Origin of the sequence: Aeromonas sp. R2-2, from assembly GCF_040908355.1 — a bacterium.
Lineage (GTDB): Bacteria > Pseudomonadota > Gammaproteobacteria > Enterobacterales > Aeromonadaceae > Aeromonas > Aeromonas veronii.
In genome coordinates this window covers 39501-52517 of the sequence record NZ_JBFODQ010000062.1, presented here as the reverse complement: position 1 = coordinate 52517, position 13017 = coordinate 39501, and the positions used below count along the sequence as shown (strand labels likewise).

The 13017-nt window shown below is 59.9% G+C and carries 10 protein-coding genes; 8 read left to right on the top strand and 2 right to left on the bottom strand.

What is annotated here, in order from left to right:
• Positions 1-38: 38 nt before the first annotated feature.
• Positions 39-986: an IS30-like element ISAeca1 family transposase gene (locus tag AB5Z09_RS12725; RefSeq protein ID WP_012564931.1), complete on the bottom strand. Its 948-nt coding sequence runs from the start codon at positions 984-986 to the stop codon at positions 39-41.
• A gap of 67 nt (positions 987-1053) precedes the next feature.
• Here AB5Z09_RS12725 and AB5Z09_RS12720 point away from each other — a divergent pair, with 67 nt between their 5' ends.
• Together AB5Z09_RS12720 and AB5Z09_RS12715 are read left to right on the top strand one after the other, a co-directional pair.
• Positions 1054-1746, top strand: coding sequence for a YceH family protein (locus AB5Z09_RS12720; RefSeq protein WP_368195435.1), 693 nt, complete (start codon positions 1054-1056; stop codon positions 1744-1746).
• An 85-nt stretch (positions 1747-1831) separates the two neighbouring features.
• On the top strand, positions 1832-2389 hold the full coding sequence (locus AB5Z09_RS12715) for a HutD family protein (protein ID WP_368195434.1): 558 nt from the start codon (positions 1832-1834) through the stop codon (positions 2387-2389).
• 114 nt (positions 2390-2503) lie between these two features.
• Here AB5Z09_RS12715 and azu read toward each other — a convergent pair whose 3' ends face one another.
• Positions 2504-2944 (bottom strand): azurin, encoded by a 441-nt coding sequence (azu, locus tag AB5Z09_RS12710; RefSeq protein WP_005337768.1) that lies wholly within the window; start codon positions 2942-2944, stop codon positions 2504-2506.
• Between the two features lie 335 nt (positions 2945-3279).
• Here azu and AB5Z09_RS12705 point away from each other — a divergent pair, with 335 nt between their 5' ends.
• From AB5Z09_RS12705 to AB5Z09_RS12680, 6 genes are all read left to right on the top strand, one after another.
• Positions 3280-4326 (top strand): FAD:protein FMN transferase, encoded by a 1047-nt coding sequence (locus tag AB5Z09_RS12705; protein ID WP_368195433.1) that lies wholly within the window; start codon positions 3280-3282, stop codon positions 4324-4326.
• Between the two features lie 159 nt (positions 4327-4485).
• Complete coding sequence (locus tag AB5Z09_RS12700; RefSeq protein WP_368195432.1) at positions 4486-6132, top strand: tetratricopeptide repeat protein; 1647 nt, start codon at positions 4486-4488, stop codon at positions 6130-6132.
• A gap of 66 nt (positions 6133-6198) precedes the next feature.
• Positions 6199-7161: an ion channel gene (locus tag AB5Z09_RS12695; protein WP_069555464.1), complete on the top strand. Its 963-nt coding sequence runs from the start codon at positions 6199-6201 to the stop codon at positions 7159-7161.
• A 236-nt stretch (positions 7162-7397) separates the two neighbouring features.
• A complete protein-coding gene (gene xthA / locus AB5Z09_RS12690) occupies positions 7398-8204 on the top strand; it encodes an exodeoxyribonuclease III (RefSeq protein ID WP_323917431.1) in 807 nt (268 codons plus the stop codon).
• 397 nt (positions 8205-8601) lie between these two features.
• A complete protein-coding gene (locus AB5Z09_RS12685; RefSeq protein WP_323917574.1) occupies positions 8602-9801 on the top strand; it encodes an efflux RND transporter periplasmic adaptor subunit in 1200 nt (399 codons plus the stop codon).
• 9 nt (positions 9802-9810) lie between these two features.
• Positions 9811-12921 (top strand): efflux RND transporter permease subunit, encoded by a 3111-nt coding sequence (locus AB5Z09_RS12680; RefSeq protein ID WP_139473795.1) that lies wholly within the window; start codon positions 9811-9813, stop codon positions 12919-12921.
• Positions 12922-13017 lie beyond the last annotated feature (96 nt).

Here is a 13017-nt window from a genome sequence, read left to right as displayed (position 1 = left end):
CGCGAATTCAACTTCGAAGTGCAATTCCCGATTAAAAATCAGGCTGCTTTCAGAAGTTCGTCAAAAACCACCTGTGGCTGTTTGAATCCCAAGCATTTGCGCGGCCTGAAGTTCAGCCGCTTTTCGACGGCTGACAGTGCCTCTGCTGTCACCACACTCAAATCACTGCCTTTGGGCACATATTGCCGCAGCAGACCATTGCTATTCTCATTCTGTCCCCGTTCCCATGCACTGTATGGATGCGCAAAGTACACCTGCGCTTCCAGCTCTGCTGCAACACGTTCATGTTCGACAAACTCGCTACCATTGTCAGCTGTGATGGTATGGACATGTGCCTGGTAGGGTTTCAGCATGCTGATAATGGTGTCCGCCACCGCGCTGGCTGTTTTGCTGGGAACGTATTGAACCAGGTAGAGCCGGCTCTTACGCTCCAACAGACTCACTATTGCACCGCTGCCTTGCTTACCCAACACGGTATCGACTTCCCAATCTCCCACACGGCTCCGCTCATTGACTATCGCAGGGCGTTCATCAATCGATACCGGATTGGGAATGACACTGCGTTTGCTGTTCTTACCCTTGCGATAGCGTTTGTGACCCTGACGCAGATGCCGGTATAGCGTGCCACCGTTGGCCTTGTCGCGTGCCACATAGCGGTATATCCACTCGTGGCTAACCGGGCAGTTAATCATGTCTCCAACGCCACTGATTTGCTCGGGACTCCAGTCCGCGACCAGCGCCATGCAAACAAAGTCGATGGTATCAGACGGGACAGTACGCTTCTGACTCGTCAGCCGTCGTGCCGTGGCAAGTTGGTGAGCCTGCTGCGGCTGATAGGCCTGCCCAGCACAATTACGACGAAGCTCACGACTGATAGTCGATGGATGAACCCCGAGCTGTTTGGCAATGCGGGCCTGTGACAGGCCATGGTCACGGAGGCAGGCAATCTGGTATCGTAGCCCCTCGGTCAACTGCTGGTATTTCATGGTGTATCGCTTTGTTTCTTTGGCGAGAAGAAGCGTACCCTAACTGGTAGTTGACCGCCTCTCTCCTATGCACCATGGGCATTGCACTTATTATCTGAATTCACGGTTAGTACTTGGCCCGCTGGAAGCCCGCGTCATCGGCTGTCTGATTGAAAAAGAGATCTGCACCCCGGATCAATATCCCCTCTCCCTTAATGCACTGGTCAACGCCTGCAACCAGAAGAGCAACCGCGAGCCGGTGCTGGAGCTCTCCGAGCTCGATATCCGCGCCGTGGTAGACGAGCTGATCCGCAAGCGGCTGGTGGTCAACACTGCAGGCTTCAACGCCCGGGTGCCCCGCTATCAGCACAGATTCTGCAACACCGAATTTGGCGAGCTGAAATTCAGTGCCCAGGAGCTTGGCATCGTCTGCGAACTGCTGCTGCGCGGCCCGCAAACCCCGGGGGAGCTGCGCTCGCGCACCAACCGCCTCTGCAGCTTCGATGATGTCACCGAGGTAGATGCGGTACTGACCCAACTCATCGAGCGTGGCCCCTACGTGGTCAAGCTGCCGCGCGAGCCGGGCAAGCGCGAATCCCGCTACGCCCACCTGTTTAGCGGCGAAGTGGATATTCAGGCGATGATGGATGCTGCCCCCGCCGCGGCCTATGCCTCCCCTGCCGCCGACCGTCTGAGCGAGCTGGAGCAGGAGGTGAGCGAGCTCAAGAGCCGTCTCGCCGCCATGGAAGCGCGGCTGGCTGCGCTGGATGGTCAGGGCTGATCGCCTTTACCATCGCCAATCTCTATCAGGGAGCCGGGGCTGATGTCCCCGGCTCCCTGCGTTTTTTCATCGTGAGGAAGTGCCCGTGATCTCCCTGATTAAAGAGTCAGACCACCAGAAGATGCCCTGGAAAAACCAGCAGGGCACCACCAGCCAGATCCTCATCTCCCCCAAGGGGAGCAACCTTGCCAAACTCGACTTTGACTATCGACTGAGCTCGGCCCCCATCAAGAGCGCGGGCCCCTTCTCCCCCTTTCCCGGCTATCAGCGCATTTTGCTGCCGGTGAACGGGGCTGGCTTTGTGCTCAACGGCCACCCCTACGCCACCTTCGAGGCGGCGCACTTTAGCGGCGATGAGGAGACCCACTGCGAGTTGCTGAAAAAAGAGGTGACCGATCTGGGGCTTATCTACCATCCGGATCGCATCAGCGCCAACGTGCGGGTGCTGAACCTCCCCTTCCCGCTGACCCTTACCCTCGAGCCAGAGAAGACCTACCTCTGTCACCTGCTGAGCGGCCAGCTGGCCGTGCAGGGCAAAGAGGTGGCCATCAACGAGACGCTGGTGGTGACCGGTGAAGAGAGCATTCACTTCGAATGCCAGAAGAAGACCGCCATCGCCTTCTTTACCCTGCAGACTAAATAGCGCAAAAGTCGGCGGTGTGCAGTCATGCCACGCCACACACAAACAGCAGAGATGAAAAAGCCGGGAAATCCCGGCTTTTGCTATTGAGGCAACCGGCTCGTGCCGGTCAGCACCTTAGTTGACCTTGAAGGAGCCCTTCATCATGGCAAAGTGGCCGGGGAAGGAGCAGAAGAAGGTGAGATCCTTGCCCGCCAGACCGTCGGTCTTGAAAGTGACGCTGCTGCTCTCGCCGCCGCCGATCAGCTTGGTGTGAGCCAGCACACGGGGATCATCCTTGGGCAGATAACCGTTCTCGGCCCCGGCGCTCATCCCGGCAGTTGCCACGGTCTGATAGTCAGCGGTGCTGGCCAGCACCCAGTTGTGGCCCATGGCGGTCACGGGCAGCTTGCCGGTATGGTTCAGGGTGACCGTCACCTCCTTGCAGGTGGCCGGCACGCTCATCTCTTTGAGGTTGTACTGCATGGCATCATTGCCTTCGATGACCAGTGCACACTCATCCGCCAGCACAGGGGCAGCCAGGGTACTCAGAAACAGCAGGGTAATCGCCTTTTTCATCATCTTCTCCTTTGATTGGCAATGGATGGCAACGACTTGGCGGATGCGGTGAACGCTTCGCAAAGATGCCGTCTAAATCGACCTTCATTTTACTCAATTGTCTTCAATCGGCTATGGCTTTTGGCCAAAGCTGCGGGCCAGGTCACCAGACGGTGCTCTACTCGCCACTCTCTCCCTCACGGATGGACGATACGGCGCTCGGCTGTCACAGGTTCAAAAATGTTTAATTTTTTCTGCCCTTTTCCCCCCGATTGGCCCTATCAGGGCTCGCCCGAAGGGCGCCCCTTGGCTAAGCTAGCGCCCCGATATGAACCTTCTCCAGATGAGAGCGCCGGATGATTGCGATAACCCCCGTGGCGGCCATGCGCGGCCTGCTGCTGACCCTGCTGCTGGCGCTGGCCGGCTGCCAGCCCACCCCGCCTGCCCAGACCCGTATTCAGGGCAAGACCATGGGCACCTACTATGTGGTGACCCTGAGCGATAGCTACCCTGGTGGGGAGCCAGCCCTCAAAAGCGACGTAGAGAGCCTGCTGGCCCGGATGAACAAGGAGATCTCCACCTACGATCCGGGCTCGCTCATCTCCCGTTTCAATCAGGGGCCCGCCAATACCCCGTTTGCCATCCCGCCCGCCATGGCCATCATAGTCCAGCAGGGGATTGATGCCGGTAAGCTGACCGACGGCAAGCTGGATGTGACCGTGGGGCCTCTGGTCAATCTATGGGGCTTTGGCCCAGACAAACGGCCGGTCAAGCGGCCCGATGAGGCGGCCATCGCCGCCGCCCGCCACAAGGTAGGGATCGACAAGCTGAGCCTGACCCCGCAGGGGGATCACTTCTTGCTCGAAAAAACGATCCCGGATCTCTATCTCGACCTCTCCACCCTTGGCGAGGGTGCCGCCTCTGACGAGATTGCCGCCCTGCTCGAAGGCAAGGGGGTACACAACTACCTGATCGAAGTGGCCGGTGCGGTGCGCAGCAAGGGCAACAACAGCAAGGGCTCGCCATGGAAAGTGGCCATCGTCGAACCCTCCGATCAGCCGGGAGCGTTTTCCGATATCGTCATCCCCAACGGCATGGCGCTCAGCACCGCGGGCAGCTATCGCAACTACTACGAGTTGGATGGCCAGCGTTACTCCCATATCATCGACCCCGCCACCGGCCAGCCGGTCACCCACAAGCTGGTCTCCGCCAGCGTCATCACCCCGACCGCACTGGAGGCCGATGCCCTCGATACCGCGCTGATGGTGATGGGGCCTGAAGCGGGGTTGGCATTTGCCAAGCAGCACCAGCTGGCGGTCTATCTCATCATCAAGACCGAACAGGGGTTCAAGGCCGAGTACACGCCGCAATTTGCTCCCTATCTGGCAGAGAAAAAACATTGAGTTCAAGGCCCTGGCAACAGGGCCTTTTTCTTTCACTCATCGCGGGCAATAGGCGGACAAACGGAGATGGTTCGCAATCGACAACTTGGCCAATTGCCTCTTCGGGCGCTTTGGTGGCACACTTTCTCCCATCAGCCCGTAGCGCCTCGACCCAGACAGATGCAGACACCTGAACAAGAGCCAGAAAAAAAGAGCCCAGCCAAGCCACAACGCATTCTGATGGTCAATGAGCAGCGCTCGTTTCAGGTGATGATGAAGGCGATGCTGCTCAATCTGGGTATCAGCAACATCACCTACTCCAATACCGCCGAGGATGCGCGGCGCCGCTGCCAGAAGGGCAGTTTCGACATCTATCTCATCGATTACGATCTGGGGGGTGGCGAGAATGGCCGCCAGTTGCTCGAGAGCCTGCGCGACAAAGATCTGATCCCGCCCCAGAGCGTGGTGATCATGGTGAGTGGCGACAGCTCCCGCGCCATGGTACTGAGCGCGCTGGAGGCCGAGCCCGACGAATACCTGATGAAGCCCTTCTCTCAGGAGCAGTTCTCGTTTCGCTTGAAGCGTGCCCTCGCCCGGCGCAATGCGCTGGCCAGCGTCTTTACCGCGCTGGCCGATGACAATCTGGCAGCCCTCATTACCGCCTGTGCCGAGCGGGCCGATGCGGTGCCCCGTTTTGCCAACTACTGCCGCTGCCTGCAGGCCGATACCCACCTCAAGCTGGGTCAGGCACAGGAGGCGCGCTCTTTAATGCGCCAGCTGCTGGCCGGGCAAGAGAACAGCTGGGCCCGCCTGACGCTGGGCAAGGCGTGCAACACCCTGGGGCTCCACGAAGAGGCGGTCAGCCATCTGCAGGCGACCCTCAAAAATACCCCACTGATGGTGGAGGCTCACCTCTGGCTGGCAGAATCCCTGCTGGCCCTTGGCAATGACGAGCAGGCGCAGCAGGAGCTCAGACGGGCAGTGGATATCTCCCCCCAGTCGGTGCAACTCTCCCGACGACTGGCGGAGGTGTGCCTGCAGCGCCACGACTACGCCCAGGCCAAGGATGTACTGATGTCGCTGATCGACCTGTCGCGCAACTCCATTCACCGCACGCCCCATTATCTGGGGGCCTATATCCAGACCCTGACCCTCTACGCCCTCAACAGCAACGACAGCTACCACATCGCCAACCTGCAAAAGCAGGTCAATTCCGCCCTGTCGCGCATCCGCGACTCGTTGATGATGTCGGAGTTCAACTACCCGGTGTTCGAGCAGATCTGTCAGGCCCGGGTGCAGATTGCGCTGGGCGAGCTGCTCAAGGGCAAGAAGATGCTCTATCGCGCCAATCAGAACTGGCTCGATGAACCGGCCACCATGCCCCCCGCCCTGCTTGGCGAGACCATCCTTGCCCTCTACCAGCTCGGCGAGTTTGAATATGCCGAAAGCCTGCAAGGGCTGCTGGCGGAGGACGAAGATCGGCTGCTCACCACCTGCATTCAGGCAACCCGCGATGACAAGACGGTGCTGGAGCGGCGTCAGCGCTACCAGCAGCTCAACGATCTGGGGATCAAGGCCTATCAGAGCGGCGAGCTGGAGCAGGCCCTCGGTCATTTTCGCGAGGCCCTGCGCCGCGCCCCCGCCAATACCGGTGCGGCTCTCAACAAGATCCAGGTGCTGCTGCAACTGATGCAGAAAAACCGCAAGAGCCCGGAGTTTGGTGCCGAGTGCAAAGACACCCTGGACGTGCTCGACGGCATCCCCCTCAACCCGGCCCAGCAGGAGCGTTTTCGCAAGCTGCGGCAGGAGTTCAACCAGTTCAGCTAAGACGCCGCCACGCCCCCTTTTCCCCGCCTATGCTGAAACCAGTTCGGCAATGCGAGGGAAACGAAGATGGCGATGTGTCGTTATCTGGTGGCCGATGGCCGCCACTGCAGTGAAGAGGCTGGCGAGCACGATCTCTGCCACTGGCATGATCCCCACCATACCCATCAGGAAGCCCGCAGCGCCGAGGCGCTTGAACAGTACGTTCGCGCTGGCGGACTCTGCCACGGCCTGCAGCTGTCACGGGCCAATCTGGCGGGTCTCAATCTGGTCAACAAGGAGTCCGATCAGGGATTTTTGCTGGAGCAGTGCAACCTCTATCGCGCCAACCTGCGCGGTGGTCACCTCTACGGCCTGCGCATGAAGGGCGGCAGCCTGATGAAGGCCGATCTCAGTGATGCCAACCTCCAGTGCGCTACCCTCGATGACGTCAACCTGCTCGGCATACGCTGGCACAACACCCGACTCGACAACATGCAGACCGGCAAACGGGTGATGCAGGATCGCAAGGGGCGCCGCGAACGGGATCCCAAACAGGCGCGCATCTGGTTCAAGGAGGCGGAAGAGACCTACAGGGATCTGCGCAAAGCCTCCGAGGCACAGGGGATCTTCACCATGTCCGGCAACTATATCCAGCAGGAGCTCACCATGCGCCGCCTGCAACTGCCGTTCTGGTCGACCCAGCGTTTTACCTCCTGGGTGGTCGATCTCTTCTGCGGCTATGGCGAGGCCCCGATGCGGGTGGTGCTCTTCTCGTTGCTGCTCATCTTTATCTGCAGCATTTTTTACTTCTTCTGCGGACTGCATTTTCAGGGCGAGCACCTCATCTACCAGCCCGGTGCCCCGCTCGAGCAAAATGCCATCTTCCTGCTCGAATGCCTCTACTACAGCGTGGTCACCTTCACCACGTTGGGGTACGGCGACTTCACTCCAGTCGGCCTCTCCAGGATCTTCGCCGCCTTTGAAGCCTTTACCGGCAGCTTCACGCTGGCGCTGTTTGTGGTGGTATTCGTCAAAAAGATGACCCGCTGAAAACCTGTCCACGATCCTACTGCGAGGCTGTGATCAAGGCTCATGTGCTGCTCGGAATCCTCATGTATACATATACAATCCGGTTCCTGCGCTGCGCTTCACCTTGCTGACAGCCTCTCGCGACGGATCGTGAACAGGTTACCAAGCCGCTGCACCAGTCACAGCCCCCGAACTTGCATCCACAGCCGATTCCTAGTCCAATAGCCACTTATAATAATGACATGAGCACCCTGGACATGAAGATCATCTCTTTCAATATCAACGGCCTGCGCGCCCGTCTGCACCAGCTGCAAGCCATCATCGACAAGCACCAGCCCGATGTGATCGGCCTGCAGGAGATCAAGGTGCACGATGAAGCCTTCCCGCTGGCCGATGTGGAGGCCATGGGCTATCACGTGGAGTTTCACGGCCAGAAGGCCCACTACGGGGTCGCCATCATGAGCAAGCAGAAGCCGGTCAAGGTGGAGAAAGGCTTCCCCACCGATGACGAAGAGGCCCAGCGCCGGATGATCATGGCCATCTTCGAGCGCGAAGACGGCTCTCTCATCAAGGTGATGAACGGCTACTTCCCGCAGGGTGAAAGTCAGGATCACGAGACCAAGTTCCCGGCCAAGCAGAAGTTCTACGAGGATCTGCAGCACTACCTCGAGACCAACCACACCCCGGACGACCAGCTGGTGCTGATCGGGGATATGAATATCTCCCCCACCGATCTCGACATCGGCATCGGCGAGGCAAACCGCAAACGCTGGCTGCGGGATGGCAAATGCTCCTTCCTGCCCATCGAGCGCGAATGGATGGAGCGACTGAAAGGGTTTGGCCTCACCGACACCTTCCGCGCCGCCAACCCCACCGAGTGCGAGCGTTTCTCCTGGTTTGACTACCGCTCCAAGGGCTTTGACGAGAACCGCGGCCTGCGCATCGACCTCATCATGGCCTCGGACGCCCTCAAGGACAAGGTGACCGAGACCGGTATCGACTACGAGCTGCGCGGCATCGAGAAACCCTCCGACCACGCCCCCATCTGGGCCTGCTTCGCCTGATGCGGCGCAAGATTAACCGATGAGCCGCGACGAATTCGTAAACTGTGAAGCGGCTCGCGGTTGCCTGCGATAAAAGGGCGTAAAAAACCCATCCAGACAAGGTGCCTTATGGCACCTTATTTTTTGCAGCAAGGAGTGGCTGGCGTGATACGGTTACGAAGAGCCCGGGCCCGGGATGAACATCCCCGAAGCCCCCCGCCCAAATCGGAAAAGTCAGACTTTTTTCGTCAATCGGCAACCCTAATTGTCACTTTGAGAAGGTTGTGTTCAAGGTTGCCGCCCTATCATCTCCCATTCCAATCATAAAGAAGTTGTTTTTTTAATCATGAAGTTAATGATGTGTATGGAGAAACATGCTGAACGCAGCAGCCGAAATCGATCCAACAGGAGTGTGATGATGAAGGTGCCCAATGCCGGAAGAGAGGTTTACAAACGCAGCTTGCTGACCCTGGCGCTGATCAGCGGTCTGAGTGCCTGTGGCGGCGAGACGACCCAGACGGCCCAGACCATGCCCGCCGTCCCTGTGGTGGTCGCCGAGGTCAAGCTGACCGATGTGCCGCTCACCACCGAGATGGTGGGAGAGACCGCCGGTTTTCGCGAGATTGATGTGCGCTCCCGGGTCAGTGGCATCCTGCTCAAGCGCACTTATGTGGAAGGCCAGCCGGTTACCGCCGGTCAGGAGCTGTTTCTGATTGACCCGGAGCCCTACAAAGTGGCACTGGAGCAGGCCAAAGGGACTTTGGCTCAGGAGCAGGCCCGTCTCAACAAGGCCCGTGCCGATCGGGATCGCATCATTCCCCTCTTCAAGCGTCAGGTGGTGAGCCGCAAGGACTATGACGACACCATCGCCAACTATGAAGCGGCCATCGCCAGCCATCAGGCCGCTCAGGCCAAGGTGAAAGAGGCGGAGCTCAACCTCAGCTACACCCAGGTGACCGCCCCCATCAACGGCATGGCGAGCAAGAGCTCCCAGTCCGAGGGGAGCCTTATCTCCACCAGCGGCGACAACGGCCTGCTCACTACCATCACCCAGTTTGATCCGCTCTATGTCAACTTCTCCTACTCGGAGCAGGATCGCCTCAACTTCGAAAACTCGGTAAAGAAAGGGGTGATTGAGGCGAAGGATGCCACCACCTGGCGCACCCATATTCGTCTGGCCGATGGCTCCCTCTATCCGGAGGCGGGCAAGCTCAACTTCTCCGACAACCGGGTCGATCCCCAGACCGGCACCATCCGTGCCCGTGCCATCTTCGACAACAAGGACGGCGTACTGCTGCCCGGCCAGTTTGTCCGTATGACCATCGATCTGGGCACCCGCAAAAACGCCATCGTGGTGCCGCCGCGCGCCATCGTCCAGTCCCAGGCTGACCGCATGGTGATGGTGGTCGATGCCGACAACAAGGTGGTGCCCCGTCCGGTGACCCTGGGCGCGGCAGTCGACTCCGGCGTGCTGATCGAGAACGGTCTGCAGGCAGGTGAGCGCTATATCGTCGAAGGCTTGATGAAGGCTCGCCCCGGCGCCGTGGTGAAACCTGTCTCTGCCGACGAGATGAAGGCGATCACCGGCAAGGTGGTCAGCCAGTCTGCGGCCAAGTAAGGAGCCCGTATGTTTTCCAAGTTCTTCATAGAACGCCCCATCTTCGCCAGCGTGATTTCGATCATTATCGTGCTGGGCGGGTTGGCGGCGATGCGGGCGCTCCCCATCGAGCAATATCCCCAGATCACCCCGCCGGTGGTCTCGGTCACGGCGTTTTATCCGGGCGCAACCCCGGAGGTGATCTCCCAGACCGTGGCAGCGCCGCTGGAGCAGCAGATCAACGGCGTCGAGCGGATGATCTACATGCAGTCGGGGTCGGCCTCCAACGGCCAGATGAACCTCAACGTCTACTTCGAGATCGGCACCGATCCGGATCAGGCCACCATCAACGTCAACAACCGGGTCTCAGCCGCCATGGCCCAGCTGCCGGAAGAGGTGAAAAAGCAGGGGGTGACGGTCAAGAAGAAATCGACCTCCATCCTGCAGGTGGTCACCCTCCAGTCACCGAACGGCTCGTTTGATACCACCTATCTGTCGAACTACGCCCTGCTCAACATCATCGATGAGCTCAAGCGGATTCCCGGCATCGGTGATACCACTCTGTTTGGCGGTACCGACTACGCGATGCGCATCTGGTTGCGGCCGGATCGACTGGCCCAGCTCGAGCTCACCCCGAGCGACGTGATCGGCGCCATTCGCGAGCAGAACACCCAGTTCGCTGCGGGCAAGATCGGAGCCCAACCCACCACGGCCCCCATCGACTTCACCTACACGGTGCAGACCAAAGGGCGCCTTGAGGATGTGAAGGAGTTCCAGAACATCATCGTCCGCTCCATGCCCGATGGCTCCAAGATCCGGGTCCGCGATGTCGCCCGGGTCGAGCTGGGGGGCAAGGATTATGACCTGGTGGCCCGCGCCAACGGCAAACCGGCCATCGGTATCGCCACCTATCTGCAGCCGGGCGCCAACGCCGTCGCGGTTGCCGATGCGGTACATGCCACCATGGAGCGGCTCAAGGAGCGCTTCCCGCAGGATATCGAGTACCAGATCCCCTACGACACCACCGAGTTCGTGAAGATCTCCATCGAAGAGGTGGTACACACCCTGTTCGAGGCGATCGTACTGGTGTTCGTGGTGGTCTATCTGTTCCTGCAAAACTTCCGCGCCACCCTGATCCCCTGTATCGCGGTGCCGGTGTCGCTTATCGGGACCTTCGCCGGCATGCTGGTGCTCGGTTTCTCCATCAACCTGCTGACCCTGTTCGGCATGGTGCTTGCCATCGGCATCGTGGTGGATGACGCCATCGTGGTGCTCGAAAACGTCGAGCGGATCATGAGCGAGAAGAAGTGCTCCGCCAAGGAGGCTGCCATCCTCGCCATGCAGGAGGTCTCCGGTCCGGTGGTCGCCATCGTGCTGGTGCTCTGCGCCGTGTTCCTGCCGGTCGCCTTTATGGGTGGCATGACCGGGGTGATGTACAAACAGTTCGCCATCACGGTCGCGGTCTCGGTCGCCATCTCCGGTCTGGTGGCACTGACTCTCTCCCCGGCCCTCTGTGCCGTGTTGCTGAAAGAGGGACACCACAAACCGGCCCGCTTCTTCGTCTGGTTCAACGAAAAATTTGACCAGCTGACCCGCGGCTATGTACGGGGTGTGGCCTTCCTCAACCGTCGGGTGGGGGTCGCCTTTGCCATCATCGCCGTGCTGATCCTCTCCATCTACGGCCTCTTCCTGAAAGTGCCGGGCGAACTGGTACCAAACGAAGATCAGGGCTACCTCATCTCCGCCGTCATGCTGCCGGATGCCGCCGCGATGAGCCGGACCCAAGCAGTGGCGGATCAGTTCGACAAGATCGCCATGGCCAACCCCCATGTGAAGGATGTGATCACCTTCTCGGGCTTTGACATTCTCTCCAATGCCATCATCAGCAACAGCGGCATGACCTTCATTACCCTGAAGGACTGGAGTGAGCGTCAGGGGGCCGGGCAGGACTCCTTCTCGCTGGCCAAGACCTTCCAGGGCTTGAGCCTGATGGGGCTGGCGGATGGCTTTGTCGCCTCCTTCAACCCGCCTCCCATTCAGGGGATGTCCACCACAGGTGGCCTTGAGGCCTATCTGCAAAACCGTGGCACCGGCAACGCCCAGGCCTTCTCAGGCGAAGTGCAACGCTTCCTCGAAGCGGCCAAGGCGCGCCCGGAGTTTGCCAGCGTCACCAGCACCTACCGCGCCAACGTGCCGCAGGTCTATCTCGACCTGGATCGCGAAAAGGCCAAGGCGCTTGGGCTGCCGATCAACGCGGTGTTCGACACCATGCAGGCCACCTTCGGCCAGGTCTATGTCAACGACTTCAACCAGTTCGGCCGTACCTACCGGGTGCAGTTGCAGTCCGAGGCCGACTACCGCGCCAAGAAGAGCGACATCCGCAACGTCTATGTCCGCTCCGACAAGGGGGAGATGATCCCGCTCAGCAGTCTGGTGACGGTGCGTGATGCCACCGGCCCCGAACTGGTCGAACGCTTCAACATCTTCCAGGCCGCCAAGATCATGGCCCAGCCCGCCCCAGGCTACAGCTCGGGTCAGGCCATCGCCGCGCTGGAAGAGGTCGCCAATGAGGCTCTTGGCAACGACGCCAAGCTGGAGTGGACCGGCTCCGCCTATCAGGAGAAAGCGGCCGCAGGCAGCGCAGGCATGGCCTTTGGTTTCGGTATCGTGATGATCTTCCTCATTCTGGCCGCCCAGTATGAACGCTGGAGCCTGCCGTTTGCGGTGATCACCGCCGTACCGTTCGCCCTGTTCGGTGCCCTGCTCGCCACCTGGCTGGTGGGGCTGACCAACAACGTCTACTTCCAGATCGGGCTGGTGACCCTGGTCGGCCTTGCCGCCAAGAACGCCATCCTGATCGTGGAGTTCGCGGTGATGAAGCACGAAGAGGGGATGAGCCTCATCGAGTCGGCACTGGAGGCGGCACGCCTGCGTTTCCGTCCCATCGTGATGACCTCGCTCGCCTTCATCCTCGGCTGTGTGCCTTTGGTCACCTCCAGCGGGGCCGGTGCGGCAAGCCGTCACGCCCTCGGCTGGCCGGTGATCGGCGGCATGCTCGCGGCCACCTTTATCGCCATCTTCTTTATCCCGCTCTTCTTCCGCCTCATCATGAGAGGATCGGAAAAGCGCGCCAAGCAGTAACGCTCTCCCCAGGCGTTCCACCGATAACAAACTACCCCCGCCCGTGCGGGGGTATTTTTTGTCTGCGGTGTGCTTCAATGACACACATAGAGACTT

What these genes read in the sequence shown, in the direction of transcription:
- xthA (WP_323917431.1), top strand. Translation starts at nt 7,398, where the DNA reads ATGAAGATCATCTCTTTCAATATCAACGGCCTGCGCGCCCGTCTGCAC.
- AB5Z09_RS12705 (WP_368195433.1), top strand. Translation starts at nt 3,280, where the DNA reads ATGATTGCGATAACCCCCGTGGCGGCCATGCGCGGCCTGCTGCTGACC.
- AB5Z09_RS12680 (WP_139473795.1), top strand. Translation starts at nt 9,811, where the DNA reads ATGTTTTCCAAGTTCTTCATAGAACGCCCCATCTTCGCCAGCGTGATT.
- AB5Z09_RS12685 (WP_323917574.1), top strand. Translation starts at nt 8,602, where the DNA reads ATGAAGGTGCCCAATGCCGGAAGAGAGGTTTACAAACGCAGCTTGCTG.
- AB5Z09_RS12700 (WP_368195432.1), top strand. Translation starts at nt 4,486, where the DNA reads ATGCAGACACCTGAACAAGAGCCAGAAAAAAAGAGCCCAGCCAAGCCA.
- AB5Z09_RS12720 (WP_368195435.1), top strand. Translation starts at nt 1,054, where the DNA reads ATGCACCATGGGCATTGCACTTATTATCTGAATTCACGGTTAGTACTT.
- AB5Z09_RS12725 (WP_012564931.1), bottom strand. Translation starts at nt 986, where the DNA reads ATGAAATACCAGCAGTTGACCGAGGGGCTACGATACCAGATTGCCTGC.
- azu (WP_005337768.1), bottom strand. Translation starts at nt 2,944, where the DNA reads ATGAAAAAGGCGATTACCCTGCTGTTTCTGAGTACCCTGGCTGCCCCT.
- AB5Z09_RS12695 (WP_069555464.1), top strand. Translation starts at nt 6,199, where the DNA reads ATGGCGATGTGTCGTTATCTGGTGGCCGATGGCCGCCACTGCAGTGAA.